The sequence below is a fragment of the Streptomyces sp. NPDC001515 genome (genome assembly GCF_053597115.1).
Map to the genome: position 1 here is coordinate 106,468 of NZ_JBSFHN010000023.1, position 21,305 is coordinate 127,772.

A 21,305-nucleotide genomic window follows, 5' to 3' on the forward strand; every position below is an offset into this window, starting at 1 on the left:
GGCCACCGGGCGTACACACCGGGGCCCCGGACGGGCGCCCGGAGATCAGCCGAACGCCCCCAGCACCACGAGCAGGACCGCGCCGACGACGGCCGGGGCGATGATCTCGTAGGCCCAGCGGATCGAGCGGGCGGTGCCGCCGGGGAGGGGCTCGTCGCCGGCGCGCTCGGCCAGCTCCCGCAGATCGACGACCGTCTGGTCGGCGGGGGCGACCCGGGCCTTGGAGTCCCGGACGTCGGCGGTGACGGAGGTACGGCGATGCGGGTCGTCCATGGCGGCGCGCGACTGGTTGCGGGCGGCCTTCTTGCGCTGGCGCAGCGAGACCGGGACCGCCCAGAGCTGGAACTTCTGGCCGTCGGCGGTGAACAGCTCGCTCGAATACCCGGCGCGGACGTCGGCGACTTCGGTCCACGGCAGCACGATCGTGCGGAACGGGTTGCGGATGCGGATGCGTTCGTCGTTGACGGCGACGACGGGGCGCAGGGTGAAGGCGACCACCAGCGGCACCGAGGTCAGCAGCCCGGCCAGCGCCAGCCACGGCACCCGGCCGTGACCCCGGAACGCGGCGTCCCCGCCGATCCAGCAGAGGAGCAGGAGCATCAGGGCGCCCCCGACCAGCCCGGCGGGCGACCGGAAGGTCCGGTCGGCGTAGGTGGGCTCGGAGGGCGGCGTGGGGCTCGTCATGGGCCCGATTCTGCCTGACGGCCGCGGCGGGCGCGGGGGCGGCCGTCCGGACACGCGGACGGGCCCCGCGCGGGGCGGTGGCGGACCGTGCGGGGCGGGTGCCGGGAACCGTGGCCGGACCCCACCCCCTGTACAGGCCGCTACGCGCGTAGATATGCTCCTCTGGTGACCATGCCCACCACTGCACCCGCATTCGCCGAAGCGACGGCGTCCGACAGTGCGCTGCGCCGCTTCCTGCACGGGCTGCCCGGCGTCGACGCCGTCGGCCTGGAAGCCCGCGCCGCCGCGCTCGGAACCCGCTCGATCAAGACGACGGCCAAGGCGTACGCCATCGACCTGGCCATCTCGATGATCGACCTGACGACGCTGGAAGGCGCGGACACCCCGGGCAAGGTCCGGGCGCTGGCCGCCAAGGCCCTCCACCCCGACCCCACCGACCGCACGGTGCCGCGCACCGCCGCCGTCTGCGTCTACCCCGACATGGCGGCCACCGCCGCGGCCGCGCTGGCCGGCTCCGGTGTGAAGGTGGCCTCCGTGGCGACCGCCTTCCCGGCGGGGCGCGCCGCGCTGGACGTGAAGCTCGCGGACGTCCGCGACGCCGTCGCGGCCGGTGCCGACGAGATCGACATGGTGATCGACCGGGGCGCGTTCCTGTCCGGCCGCTATCTGAAGGTGTACGAGGAGATCCTCGCCGTGAAGGCGGAGTGCGGGGCCGCCCGGCTCAAGGTGATCTTCGAGACCGGCGAGCTGTCCACGTACGACAACATCCGGCGGGCCTCCTGGCTCGGAATGCTGGCCGGCGCGGACTTCATCAAGACCTCCACGGGCAAGGTCGCCACCAACGCCACCCCCGCGAACACCCTGCTGATGCTGGAGGCGGTGCGCGACTTCCGCGCGCAGACCGGCGTGCAGGTCGGCGTGAAGCCGGCCGGCGGCATCCGCACCTCCAAGGACGCGATCAAGTTCCTGGTGCTGGTGAACGAGACGGCGGGCGAGGACTGGCTGGACAACCACTGGTTCCGCTTCGGCGCCTCCAGCCTGCTGAACGATCTGCTGATGCAGCGCCAGAAGCTCAGCACCGGCCGTTACTCCGGCCCCGATTACGTGACGGTGGACTGATACCCATGGCATCCGCATTCGAGTACGCACCGGCGCCGGAGTCCCGCTCCGTCGTCGACATCGCCCCGTCGTACGGCCTGTTCATCGACGGTGAGTTCACCGACGCGGCCGACGGCACGGTCTTCAAGACGGTCAGCCCGTCCTCCGAGGAGGTGCTGTCCGAGGTCGCGCGGGCGGGCGCCGAGGACGTGGACCGGGCCGTGAAGGCGGCCCGCAGGGCCTTCGAGAAGTGGTCGGCGCTGCCCGGCTCCGAGCGCGCCAAGTACCTCTTCCGGATCGCCCGGATCATCCAGGAGCGCTCCCGCGAACTGGCCGTCCTGGAGACCCTGGACAACGGCAAGCCGATCAAGGAGACCCGCGACGCGGACCTCCCGCTGGTCGCCGCGCACTTCTTCTACTACGCGGGCTGGGCCGACAAGCTGGACCACGCGGGCTACGGCCCCGACCCGCGCCCGCTGGGCGTGGCCGGCCAGGTCATCCCGTGGAACTTCCCGCTGCTGATGCTCGCGTGGAAGATCGCCCCGGCGCTCGCCACGGGCAACACGGTGGTCCTCAAGCCCGCCGAGACGACCCCGCTCTCCGCGCTGTTCTTCGCGGACATCTGCCGCCAGGCCGGGCTGCCCCGGGGCGTCGTCAACATCCTCACCGGATACGGCGACGCGGGCCGGGCGCTCGTGGAGCACGCCGACGTGAACAAGGTCGCCTTCACCGGCTCGACCGCCGTCGGCAAGGCGATCGCCCGCCAGGTCGCGGGGACCGGCAAGAAGGTCACCCTGGAACTGGGCGGCAAGGGCGCCAACATCGTCTTCGACGACGCCCCGATCGACCAGGCCGTCGAGGGCATCGTCACCGGCATCTTCTTCAACCAGGGCCAGGTCTGCTGCGCCGGCTCCCGCCTCCTGGTCCAGGAGTCGATCGAGGAGGAGCTGCTGGACGCCCTCAAGCGCCGGCTCTCCACGCTGCGCCTGGGCGACCCGCTGGACAAGAACACCGACATCGGCGCGATCAACTCCGCGGAGCAGCTGGCCCGGATCACCGCGCTCGCCGAGACCGGCGAGGCGGAGGGCGCGGAGCGCTGGAGCGCCCCCTGCGAACTGCCCTCGGCGGGCTACTGGTTCGCCCCGACGCTCTTCACGAACGTCACCCAGGCGCACACCATCGCCCGCGACGAGATCTTCGGCCCGGTGCTGTCCGTCCTCTCGTTCCGCACGCCGGACGAGGCGGTCGCCAAGGCCAACAACAGCCAGTACGGCCTGTCGGCCGGCATCTGGACGGAGAAGGGCTCCCGCATCCTCGCGGTGGCGAACAAGCTCCGGGCGGGCGTCGTCTGGGCCAACACGTTCAACAAGTTCGACCCGACCTCGCCGTTCGGCGGCTACAAGGAGTCGGGCTTCGGCCGCGAAGGCGGCCGCCACGGCCTGGAGGCGTACCTCGATGTCCGATGACCGACTGAGCGTCTTCAAGACCTACAAGCTGTACGTCGGGGGGAAGTTCCCCCGCTCCGAGAGCGGCCGGGTGTACGAGGTGACCGACTCCAAGGGCAGGTGGCTGGCGAACGCCCCGCAGTCCTCCCGCAAGGACGCGCGCGACGCGGTCGTCGCCGCCCGCAAGGCGTTCGGCGGCTGGTCGGGCGCCACCGCGTACAACCGCGGCCAGGTCCTCTACCGCGTCGCGGAGATGCTGGAGGGCCGCCGGGACCAGTTCGTCCGCGAGGTGGCGGAGGCCGAGGGCCTGTCGAAGTCCAAGGCGGCGGCGGTGGTGGACGCGGCCGTCGACCGCTGGGTCTGGTACGCGGGCTGGACCGACAAGATCGCCCAGGTCGCCGGCGGGGCGAACCCGGTCGCGGGACCGTTCTTCAACCTGTCGACGCCCGAACCGACCGGTGTCGTGGCGGTGCTGGCGCCGCAGCGGTCGTCGTTCCTGGGCCTGGTCTCGGTGCTGGCCCCGGTGATCGCCACCGGCAACACGGCGGTCGTCGTCGCCTCGGAGCACGCCCCGCTCCCCGCACTCTCCCTGGCCGAGGTGCTGGCCACCTCGGACGTCCCGGGCGGCGTCGTCAACATCCTGTCCGGCCGTACGGCGGAGATCGCCACGCCCCTGGCCTCGCACCAGGACGTCAACGGCATCGACCTCACGGGCGCCGGGGCCGACCTGGCCAGGGAGCTGGAGATCGCGGCGGCCGACAACCTCAAGCGCGTCGCCCGCCCGCACGCCGTGGACGGCGGCGGTGACGGCGAGGCGGAGGCCGACTGGTCCGCGGACCCCGGCACGCACCGGCTGACCGCGTTCCTGGAGACCAAGACGGTCTGGCACCCGACGGGCGCGCTGGGCGTGTCGGGCTCCTCGTACTGATCCGTACGCGGCACGAGGGCGCGGACCGACGCACCCGGAGAGATCCGGGGCCCGGTCCGCGCCCTCGTGCGCGCCGGCCTGCGTCAGCCGTGCAGCAGCCCGGTGACCTGGCCGACGATCGGCAGGTCCTTGAGCGCGCCGCCGCTGGTGAGCGAGTCGGTGACCAGGGCGGTGGAGACCGGCTTGAAGTCGGCGATCTGGGTGCCGACCGCGTTGTCCAGCGGGTCCACGCCGGTCCCGGCCAGCGGGTCGAGCCTGAGGTGGGTCACGGGGGCGAGTCCGTTGCCCACCGCGCTGCCGAGGGCTCCGGTGACCGCGCCACCGGCCGCCTCGGTCGCGTCGCCGATGCTGGTGTCGGTGCCGGTCGCCTGGACGAGGGGCAGCGGGGCGGCCTGGGCCGCCGCACCCCCCGCGCCGAGCGCGGCGCCGACCGCGGTGACGGTCAGGCCCGCGCGCAGCAGCGTGCGGCGCCGGGACGTGGATCGTGCGTGACGTGCCATGGGGTTCCCACCTGGTCGGGTCGATCGAACCGTCGATCGAATCGGGTAATCGACTGAATGCGTAGCGTAGTTGAGGTGTGATGCTGGATACCAACAAGACCTCCGGGGGATCCCCTGTGCGGGTCAATGCGTCACACTCGTGTTCTGTGAGTTCCCAAGCGATTTCGAGCCGTGTCGTCCTGCTGGCGGGCCCCTCCGGTTCCGGCAAGTCCTCCCTCGCCGCGCGCACCGGCCTTCCGGTGCTGCGGCTCGACGACTTCTACAAGGAGGCGGGCGACCCCACGCTGCCGCTCGTCGCCGGCTCCCAGGACATCGACTGGGACTCCCCCGACTCCTGGGACGCGGACGCCGCCGTCGCCGCGATCGAAGAACTCTGCCGCACCGGGCACACGGACGTGCCGGTGTACGACATCGCCACCAGCTCCCGCACCGGCCACGAGGGCTTCCACATCGAGCGCACCCCGCTGTTCGTCGCCGAGGGGATCTTCGCCGCGGACATCGTGGGCCGGTGCCAGTCGCTGGGCGTCCTCGCCGACGCGCTGTGCCTGCGCGGCCGCCCCTCGACGACGTTCCGCCGCCGGCTCCTGCGCGATCTGCGCGAGGGCCGCAAGTCGGTGCCGTTCCTGCTGCGGCGCGGCTGGCGGCTGATGCGCGGCGAGCGCCGGATCGTGGCCCGCCAGACCGCGCTGGGCGCGTACCCCTGCGGCAAGGACGAGGCCCTGGGCCGGCTGGCCGCCGCGGCGGCGGGCCGCTGCCGGCCCCCCGCGAAGGCGAGTGCGACCGTGCCGGCCAAGACCGCCGTGCCCGACGCCGGCTGACGGACGGGAACACCCGCACCGAGAGCCGGGACCCTGAAGGGCCGTGGGCGCCCGGACGTAACCGCCGGAGGATCGGGCCTCCCCGGACGCGGACATGCCGAAGGGCCGGACAAGACCCCCCGGCCCGTCCGGCCCTTCGTGTTTCCCCGTGTTTCCCCCGTGCACCGCCGCTTCCCCCGAAGCGGCGATCACGTTCCCCCGTGGTCCCCCTCTTCTCCCCCGTGTTCCGCGGGTCCCCCGGGCTCCCCCGAGCCCACCCGCGTTTCCCCCGTAGCCTCAGGCCACCAGCTCGCCGAAGGACTCCTCCTCGTCACGGCCGAAGCTGAGGACCTCGTCCTCGCGCAGCCGGCGCAGGGACCGCCAGATGCTCGACTTCACCGTGCCGACACTGATGTCGAGGATGGACGCGATCTCCGGGTCCGTACGGCCCTCGTAGTACCGCAGGACGAGCATCGTGCGCTGGAGCTCGGGGAGGCGCGCCAGCGCCTGCCAGAGCACGGCGCGCAGCTCCGTACCGCGCATCGCGTCCGTGTCGCCCGCCGTCTCCGGCAGCTCCTCGGTCGGGTATTCGTTCAGCTTGCGCCTGCGCCAGGCGCTGATGTGCAGATTGGTCATGGTGCGGCGCAGATAGCCGCCGACCGCCGCCTTGTCGCTGATACGGTCCCAGGCCCGGTACGTCGAGAACAGCGCGCTCTGGAGCAGGTCCTCGGCCTCGAACCGGTCACCGGTCAGGTGGTAGGCGGTGGCGTACAGGGAGGCACGGCGCTCCCGGACGTAGGCCGTGAACGCCGCTTCGGCGTCCTCGGTCCGCGCCGGGGCCTTCCGCTCCCCCGAGCCCTCCCCGTACGCGCTTCCCCCGTCGCCGGCGTCGACCACCGTCATGAACGCCGGGTGCGGACGCCTCGCGGCGCGCTCGCACCCCCGCCCGTTCAGTGCCGCGCCGGACTTCTCGGTGCTCCGCCCGACGTCGTGGAGACGCGTGACGACTGCGCTTGCGGTGATGCTGTGAGCTGTGTTCATCTCGCGCCCCCCATCGGTGGAGTCTGTCCGTTCCTTGTGCCAATGAGCTTGCCGGGGCGATTTCATGGCGCTGTCCGCCGACTGTCACAGACCTGTCACAGGCCCCGGGGCGAGCGCGGGGTGCGGCACGGAGGGTGTCCGGACCGTGCGCGGAACGTACGCAAGAGGCGCGTGGGACGGGTGGGAACGGGGTGCGGGAGGCAAGAGAGGGGACCAACTGTCGAACTGGGGCACCCCCATGGGTCAGAATGACCAGCGTGCCTTTCCTGTTGCTGATCGAGGACGACGACGCCATCCGCACGGCCCTCGAACTCTCGCTGTCTCGCCAGGGCCACCGTGTGGCCACCGCGGCGACGGGAGAGGACGGCCTGAATCTGCTCCGTGAGCAGCGGCCCGACCTGGTCGTGCTGGATGTCATGCTGCCCGGGATCGACGGTTTCGAGGTGTGCCGGCGCATCCGGCGCACCGACCAGCTGCCGATCATCCTGCTGACCGCGCGGAGCGACGACATCGACGTCGTGGTCGGTCTGGAGTCGGGGGCCGACGACTACGTGGTGAAACCCGTGCAGGGCCGGGTGCTCGACGCCCGGATCCGCGCGGTGCTGCGCCGCGGCGAACGGGAGTCCACCGACTCCGCGACCTTCGGCAACGTGGTGATCGACCGCTCCGCGATGACGGTCACCAAGAACGGCGAGGACCTCCAGCTCACACCGACCGAGCTGCGGCTGCTGCTGGAGCTGAGCCGCCGGCCCGGCCAGGCCCTGTCCCGGCAGCAACTGCTGCGGCTGGTCTGGGAGCACGACTACCTCGGTGACTCCCGGCTGGTGGACGCCTGTGTGCAGCGGCTGCGCGCCAAGGTGGAGGACGTACCGTCCTCGCCGACCCTGATCCGTACGGTACGGGGCGTCGGATACCGGCTGGACTCGCCGCAGTGAGCACGGCTGTGCGGCGGGGCCTGCTCAGCGGGCTCCGCTGGACCAGCCTGCGGCTGCGGCTCGTCATCGTCTTCGCGCTGGTCGCGCTCACGGCCGCGGTGTCCGCGTCCGCGATCGCGTACTGGCTGAACCGCGAGGCGGTGCTGACCCGTACGCAGGACGCGGCGCTCGGCGACTTCCGCCAGGAGATGCAGACCCGGGCGGCCTCGCTGCCGCTGAAGCCGTCGCGGGACGACCTCCAGACGGCCGCCGTGCAGATGGCGAGCAGCAGCCCCGGCTACAGCGTCCTGCTGATAGACGAGCGCGATCCGGGCAAGCCCATCGTCGGCAACTCCGATCTGGACACCTTCACGCGCGACAACGTCCCGGACTCGCTCCGGGAGCAGGTCGACCGCAAGCAGCCGGTGAAGGCGGGCAACAAGTACGCGTACCACCTGTTCTGGCAGCGGACCTCGATCCGGGGGACGCCGTACCTGGTCGCCGGCACGAAGATCATCGGCGGCGGTCCGACCGGCTACATGCTCAAGTCGCTCGACCAGGAGCGGCAGGACCTCAACTCGCTGGCCTGGTCGCTGGGGATCGCCACGGCGCTGGCCCTGGTGGGCTCCGCGCTGCTCGCGCAGGCGGCGGCGACGACGGTGCTGCGGCCCGTGCAGCGGCTCGGCGAGGCCGCCCGCAAGCTGGGCGAGGGCAAGCTGGACACCCGTCTGGTGGTCTCCGGCACGGACGAACTGGCCGAGCTCTCCCGGACGTTCAACCGCGCGGCCGGCTCCCTGGAGAAGAAGGTCGCGGACATGAGCGCGCGGGAGGAGTCCAGCCGCCGTTTCGTGGCCGACATGTCGCACGAGCTGCGCACCCCGCTGACCGCGCTCACCGCCGTCACGGAGGTGCTGGAGGACGAGGCGGACAGCCTCGACCCGATGATCGCGCCCGCGGTGAACCTGGTGGTCAGCGAGACCCGGCGGCTCAACGACCTGGTGGAGAACCTGATGGAGGTGACCCGTTTCGACGCGGGCACCGCCCGGCTGGTGCTCGACACGGTCGACGTGGCCGACCAGGTGACCGCGTGCATCGACGCCCGCGCCTGGCTGGACGCGGTGGACCTGGACGCCGAGCGCGGCATGATGGTCCGCCTCGATCCGCGCCGGCTCGACGTGATCCTGGCCAATCTGATCGGCAACGCCCTGAAGCACGGCGGTTCGCCGGTCCGGGTCGCGGTGCGGACCGAGGGCGACGATCTCCTCATCGAGGTCCGCGACCACGGTCCGGGCATCCCCGAGGACGTCCTGCCGCACGTCTTCGACCGTTTCTACAAGGCGAGCGCCTCCCGGCCGCGGTCCGACGGCAGCGGTCTGGGACTCTCCATCGCCATGGAGAACGCGCACATCCACGGCGGCGACATCACCGCGGCGAACTCGCCGGACGGCGACGGCGCGGTGTTCGTCCTGCGGCTGCCGCGCGACGCCGAGGCGCTGAACCGCACCGGCGAGGAGCACGACGGGACGCGGCTCCCGGACCAGGAGGACGACGCGTCGTGACGCCCAGCAACCGCCGGGGCGCCCGCCCCGCCGCCGCCCGCCCCGCCGCCGCCCTCGCCGCCGCCGTGCTCTGCGCGGCCCTGGCGGCGGGGTGCGGGATCCGCACGACGTCGGTCCCGGTGGACGCCGGACCGGCGCCGTCCCGGGTCCCGTGCGCGATGCCCGCGGAGGACATAGCCACCCAGGCCCAGCAGGGCATCCCGGTCCAGGTCTATCTGGTCTGCGCCGGCGAACTGGTCGCGGTGGACCGCACGATACGGGTCCAGGAATCGACCTCCGACCGGCTCAGGATCGCCCGCGCGCTGCTGGACGAGGTGCGGCGGGAACCGCCGGAGACCGAGCGGCTGGCGGGTTTCGCCACCCGGGTCCCGGCGGCCCTGCGGGTCTCGGGCCCCGGCCCCGGCGATCCGAGGAGCACCCTCCGGCTGAGCGAACAGCCCGAGGACCTCGCGCCGGAGGCGCTGGCGCAGCTCGTCTGCACCTTCGCGGACAGCGAGGCGCTGACCCCCGACGACACGGTGACGCTCGGCGGCCCGGGAGCCTACGCGCCGCGCGGCTACCTCTGCACCGCCGAGACGAAGGCCAGCCCGAAGGCCATCCCGTCGCCCGCCCCGACGACGCCGCGGCCCTGACCGCGAGCGGACCCGCCGAGGGCGCGCCGCAAGGGAGTTGGGCCGCCGGCCGGTCCGGGTGAGCCAGGTCTCCCCGGAGGGTGCGGAACCGATCCTGCCGCCCCCGGCGTCTTGGGGATCGTGCGTCAAGGTTCGGACGGCCAAGCCGTCATCCGCTTCCGCGCGGCCGGGGTCTCACTCCTCCTCGCGTATCTGCTGCTCGTCGGGTGGCTGACCCTGCGCCCGCTGGACGTGCCGTGGATGACCGCATCCAACCTCCAGCCCTTCGCCGGTATCAAGGCCGATCTCTCGCTCGGCCCCGCTGCGGCGGCCCGCCGCATCGGCAAGGAACTCCTGCTGCTGGCCCCGCTGGGCGTGCTGCTGCCGCTGGCCGGGGGCCGGCCCGCCGCCCCGGCGTGGTCCTCGCTGGCCCGTACGGTCGCGGCCGGGGCGCTGATCTCGCTGGCGATCGAACTGGGCCAGACCGGGGTGCCGGGCCAGGTCGTCGACGTGGACTCGCTGCTCCTGAACACCGTGGGCGTCGGGCTCGCCCATGTCCTGGTCGTCCCGGCGTGGCGGGCCCGGCTGCGGCGCCGCGCGGCGCGGCGGATCGCTCCGCTGCCCCGGATCGACACCGAGCGGCCCCGGGAGTCCCGGGGCCCTCAGGGGTCCACCCCGACGATTTCCAGGGTCGGCATCGCCCCGTAGGGCGACGCTCCGGAGCGGTGGTGCGGGCCATCCTGGATACATCGGGAGCACAACGGAACGCTCCCCGGACGGTTCGCGAAGGAGCCCACCATGGCCGGACTTGCCCGCCCCCGTGACGGACGGATGCTCGGCGGAGTGTGCGCGGCGCTGGCACGGCGCTTCGGCACCTCCGCGCGGACGATGCGCCTGGTCTTCCTGGTCTCGTGCCTGCTGCCGGGCCCGCAGTTCCTGCTCTACCTGGCGCTGTGGGTGCTGCTCCCGGAGGAGAAGACGTCGGGAACGACGGCCGCCGCCTGGTAGGGCGCACGCGGCACACGTCAGTGGGCGGGCCCCCGGATCCGGGGGCCCGCCCACTGACGTGTGCCGGGACGCGGCGCCTGGCTCAGCGGCCGAGCGGCAGCCCGTTGACCCCGAGCCCGCTGGTGTTGGCGCCGCCGGCGGGCAGACCGCCGAGGAGACCCTTGGCCGGGGCGGTGGCCTCGCCGAGGACCTTCGTCTGGCTGGTGCCGAGGAGCTGGGTGGCGGTGTCCTGGACGGCCTTCGTGGAGGCGCCGTCCGACACCAGGGAACCGGCGACGGGCAGGACGCCGGTGGCGGTCTCCAGCGGGAGGGCGGCAGCGGAGGCGGTACCGGCGGCGGCAGCGGCGAAGGCGGCACCGAGAACGGCGACACCGAGCGTCCGGGCGGAAGACTTCTTCATAGGAATTCATCCTTGGGGAGGGGATGGGAGCGGCTCTGCAACCTAGTCAGCCCGCACCCCCTCCCGCAAACATCCGCCGACACGCGGAAAAGCGGCGGGAAGGGGAATTCCCAGCCGCTTTCCGTCCGCCCTCTCAGGCGCCCGTGGAGGAGGAGACGCTGGTCACGGCGGTCTGCTCGAAGAGCCATTCGGACTTCAGCTCGGCGTACCCCGGCTTGATGACGTCATTGATCATCGCGAGACGTTCATCGAAAGGAATGAACGCCGACTTCATCGCATTGACGGTGAACCATTGCATGTCGTCGAGCGTGTATCCGAAGGTCTCGGTCAGTTTCTCGAATTCTCGGCTCATGCTGGTCCCGCTCATGAGCCGGTTGTCCGTGTTGACGGTGGCGCGGAAATGCAGCTTCCGCAGCAGCCCGATCGGATGCTCGGCGTACGAGGCGGCGGCCCCGGTCTGGAGGTTGGAGGTCGGGCAGAGCTCCAGCGGGATGCGCTTGTCCCGTACGTACGAGGCGAGGCGGCCCAGCGTCACACCGCCGTCCTCCGCCACCTCGATGTCGTCGATGATGCGGACGCCGTGGCCGAGCCGGTCGGCGCCGCACCACTGGATGGCCTGCCAGATGGAGGGCAGCCCGAACGCCTCGCCGGCGTGGATGGTGAAGTGGTTGTTCTCGCGCTTGAGGTACTCGAAGGCGTCGAGGTGGCGGGTGGGCGGGAAGCCGGCCTCGGCGCCCGCGATGTCGAAGCCGACGACGCCCTGGTCGCGGTAGCGGTTGGCGAGTTCGGCGATCTCCAGCGAGCGGGCGGCGTGCCGCATCGCGGTGAGCAGGGCGCCGACGCGGATGCGGTTGCCGTCGCCGCGGGCCCGCCGCTCCCCTTCCCGGAAGCCCTCGTTGACGGCCTCGACGACCTCTTCGAGGGTGAGCCCGGCCTCCAGGTGCTGTTCGGGCGCGTACCGGATCTCGGCGTAGACGACCCCGTCGGCGGCCAGGTCCTCGGCGCACTCGGCGGCGACCCGGACGAGCGCGTCACGGGTCTGCATGACGGCGCAGGTGTGGGCGAACGTCTCCAGATAGCGCTCCAGCGATCCGGAGTCGGCGGCCTCGCGGAACCAGATCCCGAGCTTGTCGGGGTCGGTCTCGGGAAGCCCGTCGTAACCGCCCGCCGCGGCGAGTTCGACGATCGTCCCGGGGCGCAGTCCGCCGTCGAGGTGGTCGTGGAGAAGGACCTTGGGGGCACGCCGGATCTGATCCGGGCCGGGCACATGGAGGGTCGGGCTCATCATTCACGCACTCTAGCGCCTACGCGCGTAGAGCGCTGCGGGGAACGGCTCGCCGATACGTAACAGAGACCGCGAAGACGGGTGGCGTACACCTCCCCTTCTGACACTGTTGCGTCATGGCACAGCGCGCACTCCCCCTGCCTGCTGCGAGGCTGGGACGGGCCGTCACGGCGGCCGGAGCATCAACAGCGGTCAGCGGCGTGGTGCTGCTGCTCCCCGACGGCGAGCCGTATTCGTACCGCCGCCCCTCCCCCTTCTCCTACGCCTTCCAGCTCCCGCTGGCCCGCGCCCTGGCCCGCGCGGGCCGGGCGGACGGCCTGGCGGCCCACGTCGTCCACTACCGCTGCCGCGGCTGGAACACCACGGAGGCCCATCTCGCGGCGGACGCCACCTGGGCCGTCGACGAGGTCGTCCGCCGCTACGGCGACGTCCCCGTCTGCCTGGCCGGCCACGGCATGGGCGGCCGGGCCGCCCTGCGTGCGGGCGGCCACGACGCCGTCGGCGCGGTCTTCGCCATGGCCCCCTGGCTCCCGGACGCCCCCGACGCCGACCCGGAGCCCGTCAAGCACCTCGTCGGCCGCCAGGTCCTCCTGGTCCACGGCACCAACGACCACCGCTCCGACCCCGAACTCTCCTTCCGCCTCGCCGAACGCGCCAAGAAGTCCAACCGCGACACCTGCCGCTTCGAGGTCCACTCCGACGGCCACTCCCTGCGCCAGCACAGCAGCGAAGTCACCGCCCTCGCCACCGACTTCGTCCTCGGCGCCCTCTTCGGCCACACCTACGCCCGCCCGGTCGCCGACGCCCTGGCGGCCCCGCCGCCGCTCGGCCTGCGGATGCCGCTGGCGGCGGGGTTCGGGAAGTCGCTGCGGGGGTGAGGGGGCGGCCCCGGGCCTCAGCGGGGCGGATCCGGACAGCGCCGGGGCGTGGTGCTCGGGATGTCGCAGAGGACGCGGTGGACCTGGATCGTGATCCCCGGCCCGGACGCCCCGGGCACGGTGTACGCGACGGCTTCCTCGTCGGTCATGGGCTCGTCGCAGCGGGCGCAGATGATCATCGGCGGTTCCTCCAGGCCCGGCCGAGGCCCACGGCGGTGACGCAGGCGGCGCCGGCGCGGCAGGTGGCGCAGGAGGTGGTGTGGGCCAGCCAGGCCCGGTAGGCGGCTTCGGCGCGGGCGGCGCGGCAGCGGGCGCAGGGGCAGCCCTGGAAGGCGCCGCCCGCCTCGGTGACGGCCGGTGTCCCGGGGTGCGGGGCTCTGCCGGACCCCTCGCGGGACATCGCGTACTTGTCGATGGTCATCACGGACTCGTCCCCCAGACACTCTCTCGTGGGCAGTGTCTTGCGACGGTACGGGCGGGCGGGGCGGGCGAGGGGCAGGAATCCTGCCCCTCGGCCAAGGGTTCGAGCGGGCCCCGGGGGTGTACGGGGCGGACGGCGCCCCGTGGGCACAGGGTTCGGGCGCCCTCCTAGGCGGCCAGCAGTCCCAGCTGGTCGGCGAGGACGGCGGCGCGGCGGCGGCGGACCGGGACGCGGGACTCGGTCTCCTCCAGGACGATGCGCCGGGCGTAGCCGTTGTAGCGGATGGTCTCCGGGGCGGCCTTGTAGGCGCGTTCCAGGGTGGCGAGGGCCGTTTCCGCCTGTCCGTCCAGGTGGTAGGCGCGGGCCTCCTCGATCCGGTGCCGGGCCAGCCTCGGGCGGGAGGGGATCGCGGTGCTGTCGGCCTCGACGGCCTGCCGTACGGACTCGCCGCCCGCGCGCAGTTCCACGGCGACGGTCACGGCGTGCGCGCCCATGATCGCGGTCGAGAAGGAGGTGATGGGGTGGTAGTAGCCGGGCGTCAGCCGCTTCGCGGTGGCGCGGGCCTTGTCCCACCAGCCCCATGCCTCGCCCCGGGCGCCGCGCCGGGCGGCGGTGTACCCGGCCTCGAACTGGAGCGCCCCCGTGATCGCCGTCGTCCGGTCGTCGGCCTCGGGCAGGAACCGGTCGAGGTGGGCGAGCGCGTCCCGCGTCATCGCGTCGGCCGCGTCGAAGTGGTCCCGGCCCATGTCCCGGTGCGCCTGCGCGGCCAGCCAGGCCGCGACGCCGATCGCGTGCGGGTCCTCGGACTCCTGCGCGGCGACCATGCCCCGCTCGGCCACCCGCCACAGCAGCGCGCTGTCCGGCTGGTACGCCACGAAGAACTGCGCCAGGGAGTACACCTCCGACAGCACCGCCTGCGCCGCCCGCCGGTCCGCCGCCGACTCCGCCTGCCGCACGGCCAGTTGCGCGTCCCGGATCAGCCCCGGCAGCAGGTCCCCCAGCACCTCCCGATGGTTCGGCGCCCGGTGCCGCGCCACCCACGCCTCGGCGAGCCGCGCCGCCAGCCTCGGAGCCGGCGGGGCCTGCCGCGTACCGTCCGCCACCAGCACGTTCACCGCGTCCCGCACCGCCGGGAGCCGGGAGTGACCGGGGCCGATGAACAGGTCCACGGAGTCCGAGAGATCCCCCGTCAGATCCGACAGCGCCCGCACCCGCAGCAGCTCCGCGATCCGCAGCACCATGGGCAGTTTCGGCATGCCGATCTGCCCGGTCTCCACCTGCTTCACCCACGACGGCGACATCCCCAGCAGCCCGGCCACGACCGGCCGCGACATCCCCCTCCTCGTCCGCAGCATCTGCATCCGCTGTCCGAACGCGATCGGGTCGGCGTACGGGTCCGGCGTGGCGTCACTCGTCATGGCCCTGCCCCTCTCTGTTCAGCTGGCCCCCGTCAGAACTGCCAGAGTAGGGCGACCCCCGACGCCCGCGGACCCCCTCACCCGATCCCGGCCGCACCCCAACGGCCCTCCCCACGCGCCGAGATGGGGCCGCGCCGCCCCCGCGCGATTCGCCGGAACGAGCGTCGTCGTCATGATCATTGACCACGCGTGGGGTGAGGGTGGGGCCGGCCGGAGACGGTGGCCGGGCGGGGGTGCCGCACGGCCACGAGGGCCGCATTCCTGACCCGGGGTCCTGGAACCGCCCCCTCACCCCGGAAGCAGGCTCCCCCGCCGTGACAGCAGGAACTTCTTGAAGGCCGCGACCGGGGGTGTGTCCGGGTGGCCGTCCAGCCAGGCGACGCCGATCTCGCGGGCTGCGCGGGGGGCCGTCACCGTGAGTTCGACGACGCCGGGGCGGGCGACGGCGGGAGGAGGGAGGAGGGCGACGCCGAGGCCGGCGGCGACCAGGCCGCGGAGGGTTTCGGCCTCCTCGCCCTCGAAGGCGACGCGGGGGGTGAAGCCTGCTTCGGCGCAGAGGTCGTCGGTGATGCGGCGGAGGCCGTAGCCGGGTTCGAGGGTGACGAAGGTTTCGTCGGCGGCCTCGGCGAGGCGGACGCGGCGGCGTCCGGCGAGGCGGTGGTCGTCGGGGACGACGAGGCGCAGGCGCTGTTCGTCGAGGCGGCGGGTGACGAGGTCGGGGGCGTCGGGGACCGGGGAGGTCAGGCAGAGGTCGAGGCCGCCGGCGCGGAGGCGTTCGATCATGGCCTCGCCGTAGTTCTGGACGAGCTGGAAGCGGACCCGGGGGTGGTCGGCGCGGAAGGCGCGGATCAGGGCGGGGACGGTCTCGGAGCCCATGGTGTGCAGGAAGCCGAAGGCGACCCGGCCCGCGGTGGGGTCGGCGTCGGCCCGGACCGAGTCGGCGGCCTTCTCGACCTCCGCGAGGGCGCGCTCCGCCGAGGCCAGGAAGGTGCGGCCGGCGGGGGTGAGGGAGACCGTACGGCCCTTGCGGGCGAACAGGGCGACGCCCAGGTCCTGTTCCAGCCGGACCATGGCCCGCGAGAGCGTCGACTGCGGGACGCCCAGCTCCTGCGCGGCGCGGGTGACGTGCTCGTGGCGGGCGACCGCCTCGAAGTAGGCGAGGCGCGGGGCGAGCACCGCGCGAATGTCTTCTTCGTAACTGCTTGGTGACAGCCGAGGCCGTGAGCTGTGCTGATGCGCCATGGGATGGATTATCGCGTGTTTGTGCATTGGACGCATGAGAGGAGGTCGGCCTACGTTCGTGGCATGCCTCCCGCCAGTACCGGGGCGTCCACCCTCACCGTGGCCGCCTCGACCCCGTCGTCCCCCGTCACCTCCGTCGCCCCCGCGCCGGCCGCCACCGCGGACCGGCTCGAACCCGGCCGCCCCGGCTACCGCCGGATGAGCTTCGCGCTCTTCGCCGCCGGCGTCGCGACGTTCGCCCTCCTCTACTCCACCCAGGCGCTGCTGCCCGCCGTCTCCGCGTCCTTCGGCGCCACCGCCGGGCAGGCGAGCTGGACGGTCTCCGCCGCGACGGGCGCCCTGGCGCTGTGCGTGCTGCCGCTGAGCGCGCTCTCCGAGCGGTTCGGGCGGCGGCAGATGATGACCGGATCGCTGGTGGTCGCGGTGACGATCGGGCTCTTCGTGCCGTTCGCCCCCTCACTGGGCTGGCTGATCGCGCTGCGCGCCGTCCAGGGCGCCGCGCTCGCCGGGCTCCCCGCCTCCGCGATGGCGTATCTGGCGGAGGAGGTCCGGCCGAAGGCCCTCGTCGCCGCGATCGGGCTGTTCGTGGCGGGCAACAGCATCGGCGGCATGAGCGGCCGCATCCTCACCGGCTGGATCGCCCAGCTCTGGGGCTGGCGCGCGGCCCTCGGCGCGGTCGGGCTGCTGGCCGTGGCCTGCGCCGTCGTCTTCCACCTCATGATCCCCCGCGCCCGGCACTTCACCCCCGGTTCGCTGAACCCCAAGGCGCTGGCCAAGACCGTGGGCGGCCACCTCGCCGACCCGCTGCTGCGGCGGCTGTACGCGATCGGCGCGCTGTTCATGACGGTGTTCGGTGCCGTGTACACGGTGATCGGCTACCGGCTGGTGGAGGCCCCGTTCAACCTTCCGCAGGGCATCGTCGGATCGATCTTCCTCGTCTATCTGGTCGGTACGGTCTCCTCCGCCGCCGCGGGCCGGCTCGTCGGCCGGCTGGGACGCCGGGGCGCGCTCTACCTCGCCGTCTCCACCACCGCCGCGGGTCTGCTGCTCTCCCTGGCCGACCAGCTGGCCGCCGTGCTCCTCGGACTGGTCCTGATCACGGCCGGCTTCTTCGCCGGGCATGCGGTCGCCTCGTCCTCGGTCAGCCGTACGGCCACCACCGGCCGCGCCCAGGCATCCGCGCTGTACCAGTCCGCGTACTACCTCGGCTCCAGCGCGGGCGGCACCCTCGGCGCCGTCGCCTTCCACGCCGGCGGCTGGGCGGGCACGGTCGGCCTGGGACTGCTCGCGGTGCTCGGTGTCGTCTCGATCACGCTGTACGGGACGCGGGCGGCGCGTACGGAACGGCTGCGGGCGGCGGCGCTCGTGCCCGTACGGAACTGACGCAGGTACGGCGGCCCCGTACAGAACCGTGACATTCGGCGCACAACCTTCGACTCCCCGACGCGCGTCTAGCAGGCGGAATCACCGCAGCGCGCGAAGGGGAGTTGGCGCATATGAGGGGCACGGGGAGCATGAGGCGCATACGGGGCGCGACGGCACGGCGCGGGCTCGCGCTGGCGGTCGCCGGGCTGACCGCCGTACCGGCGTTCGTCCTGGGGACGGGCGGGACGGCCGAGGCGGCGTCCTGCACGACGTCGACGGGGCCGTACCAGAAGCAGGTCGAGAAGTACCTGCGCCTGAAGGTGGACGGCCGGCAGTCGGCCGCCGACTGCAAGAAGATCCGCACGTTCCAGAGCACGTACGGGGTGACCCCGACGATCGGGTACGCGGGGCCGGTGACCTGGCGCACCATGCAGACGCTCACCGCGCAGAAGGCCGCCGGGAAGACCCCGAACAAGGCCGGGAAGTGCCCCACCAACAAGGGGCGCATCGCGTGCGTGGACCTGACCCGGCAGATCAGCTGGATCCAGGACGGCAAGAAGCTGAAGTTCGGGCCGGTGCCGGTGCGGACGGGGCGGGACGGCTACGAGACGCGGACGGGCTCGAAGAAGATCTACTGGCGGCACAAGAACCACGTCTCGTCGCTGTACCACGTGGCCATGCCGTACTCCCAGTTCTTCGACGGGGGCCAGGCGTTCCACGCGGTCGGCGTGAAGATGTGGAATCCGCCGGGGTCGCACGGTTGCGTCAACATGCGCACCGCCGACGCGAAGACATACTGGAGCCTGTTGAGGAACGGCGACGACGTCTACGTGTACGGGCGCAAGCCCGGAACGTGATCGCTTCTGCTCTTCCCGCCCCGGCTGTCAGTGGCGTGCGGTAGCTTCCGAAGTGCTGAAGTGAGCGGTGTCACAGCGCAACAGGGGTGAAGCGACGCGATGAGTGATCTGACGGCGACGACGGCGGACATCGACAGCCGCCTGGAGGGACACCGGGTCGAGCTGACCGGTTACTGCTACCGGATGCTCGGCTCGGCCTTCGAGGCGGAGGACGCGGTCCAGGACACCCTGGTCCGCGCCTGGCGCAGCTTCGACAAGTTCGAGGGGCGTTCCTCCCTGCGGTCCTGGCTGTACCGCATCGCGACCAACGTCTGCCTGGACATGCTGAACGCGGGCAACAAGCGGGCCAGGCCCGTCGACCTGTCCGGCCCGACGCCGCTCGCCCAGGCGGCGCTCAACCCGCTTCCGGAGAGCACCTGGCTGGAGCCGATGCCGGACGGGCGGATCCTGCCCTCGGTGGAGGACCCGGCGGAGGCCGCCGTCGCGCGTGAGTCGGTGCGCCTGGCGTTCGTCGCCGCGCTCCAGCATCTGCCGCCGAAGCAGCGGGCGGTGCTGATCCTGCGCGAGGTGCTGGCCTGGAAGGCCGCCGAGGTCGCGGAGCTGCTCGACACCTCCGTCGCCTCCGTCAACAGCGCCCTCCAGCGGGCGCGGGCCACGCTGACCGACCGGGAGACGGTGACCGCCGACGCGGCGGACCCGCTGGACGAGGAGCAGGCCAAGCTCCTGGAGCGGTACGTGGCGGCGTTCGAGGGCTACGACATGAAGGCGCTGACCGCGCTCCTCCACGAGGACGCGATCATGACGATGCCGCCGTTCGATCTCTGGCTCCAGGGCCACGACGACATCACCGGCTTCATGACCTCGATCGGCGCGAGCTGCGCCGGTTCCCGCCTGATCGCGACGTACGCCAACGGCACCCCGGCCTTCGCCCACTACAAGCCGGACCCCGAGGGCGAGGGCTTCATCCCCTGGGCGGTCCAGGTCATCGATATCAAGGACGGCGCCATCACCGGGATGCACTGCTTCCTCGACACCCCGCGCTGGTTCCCCCTCTTCGGCTTCGCCGACCGCCTGGCGGCCGATGCCGCGTGAGGCGCGGCACGACCCGGGCCCTGGTCGCCGGCTGGGCCGTCCTCGCCGTCGCCGGCTGGACCACGGCCCAGTGGCTCGGCGAAGTCACCGCGACCTCCGGCCCGGCCCCCGTCACCCCACCCTCCTCGACCGCCGAACCGGGCCCCCAGCCGGAGTACGACTGCGACGAGCTGATGGCGTCCGCGCGGCGGTCGCCGGGGGTTCCGGAGACCGCGAAGCGGCCGCCGGCGGTCCCGGAGTCCTCTCCGGAGGGACAGCCGAGGGCCCGGCTCGTCCAAGTGGTCTGCGATACGGCGGAGTTCACGACGGAGGCGGAGGAGTAGGGCGACAGGGACGAGTAGTTGACGGCGGGGAGGGAGCGGGCCCCCTCCGAGGGGGCGGAGGTGACCCGCCTCCGAGGGGGTTGGAACCTCCCCGCGTCCGAGGGGGCGGGCCCTCTCCGCCTTCAGGGGCGGAAGCGCCCCCTTTCAGCTCCCGTTCCCGCCCTCCCCCACCAGCCCCACCACGTCCTCGATCCCCACCAGATCGAGGAGCAGCCGCAGTTCGGGCGGAGCCCCCACCAGCCGCAGCCGCCGCCCTCCCACCCTGCGGGCGACCAGCGACAGCCGCGCGACCGCCTCCACCGAGGTCAGATCCGGGTGCTCGATGCCGCCCACGTCGCAGTCCACGACCCTCGCGTCGGTGGCGGCGAGTATCGCCTCAAGACGTGCACAGAGGCCCGGCACCCCGGCCCGGGTGATTCGGCCCGTGACGACGAGCGCCGTCGGCGGCGAGAGATCCATGCCAAGAAGACCGTCACCGCGCCCGAAACTCATCGCGGCCGGCGCCGCGCTTCTCAGCTGACCGGGAAGACCCCGGTGTCGAGGTCCGCCCCGAAGGGCTCGGGCAGCGGGAAGGGCGGCCGCGCCACGCACGGCCGCCCATGGTAGACCCGTCAGGCTGCAGGAAGCTGACCCCTCAATGAGCGGACCTGGAATCTCCGACAGGAACGACGTCAACATTGCTCTGCGACAGGATCCTGAGAAGCAGCTCGAATTTCGAGATCCCCTCTCCGTCGATATCCATGACCGCAGAAAGGGAAGACCGCGCAACGGAAATATCCCGCCACATCAACCGCACCGGGTCCCCTCGCAGGAACTCCTCCAGAGATTCCTCCAGTTCGGTAAAACTTTGCCCTAGATACCCTCCTGGACCGCGGAAGGCCTCACCGATCGCACAGAAGAAGCTCGCAACATCCTTGATGTCACCACCTTCCATGACGATCTCCCGAGGGGGAGCCGTCCGCTCCCCCTCGGGAGAAGTTTCGACATGCCTGAGCCCGGCCACTTCCAGCCACGCTTCACGCGATCCGACCGGAAGAAGCGTGCACCATTCACCACGCTGCGGCCGCGAAACACGGAACCTGTCCCACAACCTGCGTGCCTCGACATGCGCAGGCACCCCCGTGTATGCCGTAACGACCAGTTGGTCCGGCATATCTCCGGATTCCGGCTCGGCGCCCCACATCGGGTAGCGCCCCATGGGCCGACCCTCGGCATCGAGGACAAGGACCTCGATGTCACCCCTGAGCGTATCGATCGGCGCACCCACGGTCGGACGCACTAGCCCGAAGGTGACTCGGGAGTTCTCGGCTTCAAGCCAGGCGCCGAAGTCGTCGTCGCTGTAGCGCCCGACAAAGAAGCCTTCCAGTTCGCAAGCGGTTACGAATGCGCCACTTTCATCGAACCGGAGCGAATATTTTACCGACAACGTCGCCTGCCTT

General features: G+C 72.3%; 25 protein-coding genes. 14 read left to right on the plus strand and 11 right to left on the minus strand.

Annotation, left to right across the window (positions count from 1 at the left end; translation table 11 throughout):
* Nucleotides 1-45: 45 nt before the first annotated feature.
* The gene (locus ACWCXC_RS24275) at nucleotides 46-684 is read right to left on the minus strand and encodes a PH domain-containing protein (protein WP_450681494.1); all 639 of its coding nucleotides are present in this window, start codon (nucleotides 682-684) and stop codon (nucleotides 46-48) included.
* 171 nt (nucleotides 685-855) lie between these two features.
* On the opposite strand from ACWCXC_RS24275, the gene deoC reads away from it, so the two are divergent.
* From deoC to ACWCXC_RS24290, 3 genes are read left to right on the plus strand one after another with little or no spacing between them, the layout of a single operon-like run.
* Entirely contained in the window at nucleotides 856-1,803 is a 948-nt protein-coding gene (deoC, locus tag ACWCXC_RS24280) for a deoxyribose-phosphate aldolase (protein WP_450681493.1), read from the plus strand.
* Nucleotides 1,804-1,808: 5 nt separating this feature from the next.
* The gene (locus tag ACWCXC_RS24285; RefSeq protein WP_450890519.1) at nucleotides 1,809-3,248 is read left to right on the plus strand and encodes an aldehyde dehydrogenase family protein; all 1,440 of its coding nucleotides are present in this window, start codon (nucleotides 1,809-1,811) and stop codon (nucleotides 3,246-3,248) included.
* Nucleotides 3,238-4,155 carry an aldehyde dehydrogenase family protein gene (locus ACWCXC_RS24290; RefSeq protein WP_450681491.1) on the plus strand — a complete coding sequence of 306 codons (918 nt, stop codon included), beginning with the start codon at nucleotides 3,238-3,240 and terminating at the stop codon, nucleotides 4,153-4,155. Before ACWCXC_RS24285 ends, ACWCXC_RS24290 begins: the two co-directional genes overlap by 11 nt.
* Before the next feature lie 83 nt (nucleotides 4,156-4,238).
* On the opposite strand, the gene ACWCXC_RS24295 is transcribed toward ACWCXC_RS24290, so the two are convergent.
* Nucleotides 4,239-4,655 carry a hypothetical protein gene (locus ACWCXC_RS24295; protein ID WP_450681490.1) on the minus strand — a complete coding sequence of 139 codons (417 nt, stop codon included), beginning with the start codon at nucleotides 4,653-4,655 and terminating at the stop codon, nucleotides 4,239-4,241.
* Nucleotides 4,656-4,735: 80 nt separating this feature from the next.
* On the opposite strand from ACWCXC_RS24295, the gene ACWCXC_RS24300 reads away from it, so the two are divergent.
* Nucleotides 4,736-5,473 (plus strand): uridine kinase family protein, encoded by a 738-nt coding sequence (locus ACWCXC_RS24300; RefSeq protein WP_450890520.1) that lies wholly within the window; start codon nucleotides 4,736-4,738, stop codon nucleotides 5,471-5,473.
* Between the two features lie 276 nt (nucleotides 5,474-5,749).
* Here ACWCXC_RS24300 and ACWCXC_RS24305 read toward each other — a convergent pair whose 3' ends face one another.
* Nucleotides 5,750-6,493 (minus strand): SigE family RNA polymerase sigma factor, encoded by a 744-nt coding sequence (locus tag ACWCXC_RS24305; protein WP_450681488.1) that lies wholly within the window; start codon nucleotides 6,491-6,493, stop codon nucleotides 5,750-5,752.
* A 257-nt stretch (nucleotides 6,494-6,750) separates the two neighbouring features.
* Between ACWCXC_RS24305 and afsQ1 the strand changes: the two genes are divergently transcribed.
* The 5 genes from afsQ1 to ACWCXC_RS24330 all read left to right on the plus strand — a co-directional run bounded on the left by afsQ1 (nucleotide 6,751) and on the right by ACWCXC_RS24330 (nucleotide 10,585).
* Nucleotides 6,751-7,428, plus strand: coding sequence for a two-component system response regulator AfsQ1 (gene afsQ1, locus ACWCXC_RS24310; protein WP_026171255.1), 678 nt, complete (start codon nucleotides 6,751-6,753; stop codon nucleotides 7,426-7,428).
* The gene (locus ACWCXC_RS24315) at nucleotides 7,425-8,966 is read left to right on the plus strand and encodes an ATP-binding protein (RefSeq protein WP_450681487.1); all 1,542 of its coding nucleotides are present in this window, start codon (nucleotides 7,425-7,427) and stop codon (nucleotides 8,964-8,966) included. The genes afsQ1 and ACWCXC_RS24315 overlap by 4 nt, the downstream gene beginning before the upstream one ends.
* Nucleotides 8,963-9,598: a hypothetical protein gene (locus ACWCXC_RS24320; protein WP_450890521.1), complete on the plus strand. Its 636-nt coding sequence runs from the start codon at nucleotides 8,963-8,965 to the stop codon at nucleotides 9,596-9,598. The genes ACWCXC_RS24315 and ACWCXC_RS24320 overlap by 4 nt, the downstream gene beginning before the upstream one ends.
* Nucleotides 9,599-9,718: 120 nt before the next feature.
* On the plus strand, nucleotides 9,719-10,285 hold the full coding sequence (locus ACWCXC_RS24325) for a VanZ family protein (RefSeq protein ID WP_450890522.1): 567 nt from the start codon (nucleotides 9,719-9,721) through the stop codon (nucleotides 10,283-10,285).
* A 90-nt stretch (nucleotides 10,286-10,375) separates the two neighbouring features.
* Nucleotides 10,376-10,585: a PspC domain-containing protein gene (locus tag ACWCXC_RS24330; RefSeq protein WP_450681484.1), complete on the plus strand. Its 210-nt coding sequence runs from the start codon at nucleotides 10,376-10,378 to the stop codon at nucleotides 10,583-10,585.
* Nucleotides 10,586-10,667: 82 nt separating this feature from the next.
* Here the strand turns inward: ACWCXC_RS24330 and ACWCXC_RS24335 are convergent, their stop codons facing one another.
* Nucleotides 10,668-10,985 carry a hypothetical protein gene (locus ACWCXC_RS24335; protein ID WP_450681483.1) on the minus strand — a complete coding sequence of 106 codons (318 nt, stop codon included), beginning with the start codon at nucleotides 10,983-10,985 and terminating at the stop codon, nucleotides 10,668-10,670.
* A 133-nt stretch (nucleotides 10,986-11,118) separates the two neighbouring features.
* The gene (locus tag ACWCXC_RS24340; protein ID WP_450681482.1) at nucleotides 11,119-12,273 is read right to left on the minus strand and encodes an adenosine deaminase; all 1,155 of its coding nucleotides are present in this window, start codon (nucleotides 12,271-12,273) and stop codon (nucleotides 11,119-11,121) included.
* 113 nt (nucleotides 12,274-12,386) lie between these two features.
* Between ACWCXC_RS24340 and ACWCXC_RS24345 the strand changes: the two genes are divergently transcribed.
* Nucleotides 12,387-13,148, plus strand: a complete 762-nt coding sequence (locus ACWCXC_RS24345) for an alpha/beta hydrolase (RefSeq protein WP_450681481.1) — start codon at nucleotides 12,387-12,389, stop codon at nucleotides 13,146-13,148.
* A gap of 17 nt (nucleotides 13,149-13,165) precedes the next feature.
* Here the strand turns inward: ACWCXC_RS24345 and ACWCXC_RS24350 are convergent, their stop codons facing one another.
* From ACWCXC_RS24350 to ACWCXC_RS24365, 4 genes are all read right to left on the minus strand, one after another.
* On the minus strand, nucleotides 13,166-13,327 hold the full coding sequence (locus ACWCXC_RS24350; RefSeq protein WP_450681480.1) for a hypothetical protein: 162 nt from the start codon (nucleotides 13,325-13,327) through the stop codon (nucleotides 13,166-13,168).
* The gene (locus ACWCXC_RS24355) at nucleotides 13,324-13,569 is read right to left on the minus strand and encodes a hypothetical protein (RefSeq protein WP_450681479.1); all 246 of its coding nucleotides are present in this window, start codon (nucleotides 13,567-13,569) and stop codon (nucleotides 13,324-13,326) included. Before ACWCXC_RS24355 ends, ACWCXC_RS24350 begins: the two co-directional genes overlap by 4 nt.
* Nucleotides 13,570-13,736: 167 nt before the next feature.
* Entirely contained in the window at nucleotides 13,737-14,987 is a 1,251-nt protein-coding gene (locus ACWCXC_RS24360) for a helix-turn-helix domain-containing protein (protein WP_450681478.1), read from the minus strand.
* A gap of 288 nt (nucleotides 14,988-15,275) precedes the next feature.
* Nucleotides 15,276-16,229, minus strand: coding sequence for a LysR family transcriptional regulator (locus ACWCXC_RS24365; protein WP_450681477.1), 954 nt, complete (start codon nucleotides 16,227-16,229; stop codon nucleotides 15,276-15,278).
* 63 nt (nucleotides 16,230-16,292) lie between these two features.
* On the opposite strand from ACWCXC_RS24365, the gene ACWCXC_RS24370 reads away from it, so the two are divergent.
* The 4 genes from ACWCXC_RS24370 to ACWCXC_RS24385 all read left to right on the plus strand — a co-directional run bounded on the left by ACWCXC_RS24370 (nucleotide 16,293) and on the right by ACWCXC_RS24385 (nucleotide 19,866).
* Nucleotides 16,293-17,612, plus strand: a complete 1,320-nt coding sequence (locus ACWCXC_RS24370) for an MFS transporter (protein ID WP_450890523.1) — start codon at nucleotides 16,293-16,295, stop codon at nucleotides 17,610-17,612.
* A gap of 131 nt (nucleotides 17,613-17,743) precedes the next feature.
* Complete coding sequence (locus ACWCXC_RS24375; protein ID WP_450890524.1) at nucleotides 17,744-18,451, plus strand: L,D-transpeptidase family protein; 708 nt, start codon at nucleotides 17,744-17,746, stop codon at nucleotides 18,449-18,451.
* 99 nt (nucleotides 18,452-18,550) lie between these two features.
* On the plus strand, nucleotides 18,551-19,543 hold the full coding sequence (locus tag ACWCXC_RS24380; protein ID WP_450681475.1) for a sigma-70 family RNA polymerase sigma factor: 993 nt from the start codon (nucleotides 18,551-18,553) through the stop codon (nucleotides 19,541-19,543).
* A complete protein-coding gene (locus ACWCXC_RS24385; RefSeq protein WP_450890525.1) occupies nucleotides 19,540-19,866 on the plus strand; it encodes a hypothetical protein in 327 nt (108 codons plus the stop codon). Before ACWCXC_RS24380 ends, ACWCXC_RS24385 begins: the two co-directional genes overlap by 4 nt.
* A gap of 144 nt (nucleotides 19,867-20,010) precedes the next feature.
* On the opposite strand, the gene ACWCXC_RS24390 is transcribed toward ACWCXC_RS24385, so the two are convergent.
* Complete coding sequence (locus ACWCXC_RS24390; RefSeq protein ID WP_450890526.1) at nucleotides 20,011-20,325, minus strand: STAS domain-containing protein; 315 nt, start codon at nucleotides 20,323-20,325, stop codon at nucleotides 20,011-20,013.
* A 175-nt stretch (nucleotides 20,326-20,500) separates the two neighbouring features.
* Nucleotides 20,501-21,292 (minus strand): hypothetical protein, encoded by a 792-nt coding sequence (locus ACWCXC_RS24395; RefSeq protein WP_450890527.1) that lies wholly within the window; start codon nucleotides 21,290-21,292, stop codon nucleotides 20,501-20,503.
* Between the last annotated feature and the right edge of the window lie 13 nt (nucleotides 21,293-21,305).

Excerpts from the sequence above, each read along its gene's own strand:
- ACWCXC_RS24335 (WP_450681483.1), bottom strand. The coding sequence starts at position 10,985 with ATGAAGAAGTCTTCCGCCCGGACGCTCGGTGTCGCCGTTCTCGGTGCC.
- deoC (WP_450681493.1), top strand. The coding sequence starts at position 856 with ATGCCCACCACTGCACCCGCATTCGCCGAAGCGACGGCGTCCGACAGT.
- ACWCXC_RS24355 (WP_450681479.1), bottom strand. The coding sequence starts at position 13,569 with ATGACCATCGACAAGTACGCGATGTCCCGCGAGGGGTCCGGCAGAGCC.
- ACWCXC_RS24370 (WP_450890523.1), top strand. The coding sequence starts at position 16,293 with ATGCCTCCCGCCAGTACCGGGGCGTCCACCCTCACCGTGGCCGCCTCG.
- ACWCXC_RS24345 (WP_450681481.1), top strand. The coding sequence starts at position 12,387 with ATGGCACAGCGCGCACTCCCCCTGCCTGCTGCGAGGCTGGGACGGGCC.
- ACWCXC_RS24330 (WP_450681484.1), top strand. The coding sequence starts at position 10,376 with ATGGCCGGACTTGCCCGCCCCCGTGACGGACGGATGCTCGGCGGAGTG.
- ACWCXC_RS24300 (WP_450890520.1), top strand. The coding sequence starts at position 4,736 with ATGCTGGATACCAACAAGACCTCCGGGGGATCCCCTGTGCGGGTCAAT.
- ACWCXC_RS24360 (WP_450681478.1), bottom strand. The coding sequence starts at position 14,987 with ATGACGAGTGACGCCACGCCGGACCCGTACGCCGACCCGATCGCGTTC.
- ACWCXC_RS24285 (WP_450890519.1), top strand. The coding sequence starts at position 1,809 with ATGGCATCCGCATTCGAGTACGCACCGGCGCCGGAGTCCCGCTCCGTC.
- ACWCXC_RS24290 (WP_450681491.1), top strand. The coding sequence starts at position 3,238 with ATGTCCGATGACCGACTGAGCGTCTTCAAGACCTACAAGCTGTACGTC.
- ACWCXC_RS24375 (WP_450890524.1), top strand. The coding sequence starts at position 17,744 with ATGAGGCGCATACGGGGCGCGACGGCACGGCGCGGGCTCGCGCTGGCG.
- ACWCXC_RS24275 (WP_450681494.1), bottom strand. The coding sequence starts at position 684 with ATGACGAGCCCCACGCCGCCCTCCGAGCCCACCTACGCCGACCGGACC.
- ACWCXC_RS24350 (WP_450681480.1), bottom strand. The coding sequence starts at position 13,327 with ATGATCATCTGCGCCCGCTGCGACGAGCCCATGACCGACGAGGAAGCC.
- ACWCXC_RS24295 (WP_450681490.1), bottom strand. The coding sequence starts at position 4,655 with ATGGCACGTCACGCACGATCCACGTCCCGGCGCCGCACGCTGCTGCGC.
- ACWCXC_RS24390 (WP_450890526.1), bottom strand. The coding sequence starts at position 20,325 with ATGGATCTCTCGCCGCCGACGGCGCTCGTCGTCACGGGCCGAATCACC.
- ACWCXC_RS24305 (WP_450681488.1), bottom strand. The coding sequence starts at position 6,493 with ATGAACACAGCTCACAGCATCACCGCAAGCGCAGTCGTCACGCGTCTC.
- ACWCXC_RS24380 (WP_450681475.1), top strand. The coding sequence starts at position 18,551 with ATGAGTGATCTGACGGCGACGACGGCGGACATCGACAGCCGCCTGGAG.
- ACWCXC_RS24340 (WP_450681482.1), bottom strand. The coding sequence starts at position 12,273 with ATGATGAGCCCGACCCTCCATGTGCCCGGCCCGGATCAGATCCGGCGT.
- ACWCXC_RS24365 (WP_450681477.1), bottom strand. The coding sequence starts at position 16,229 with ATGGCGCATCAGCACAGCTCACGGCCTCGGCTGTCACCAAGCAGTTAC.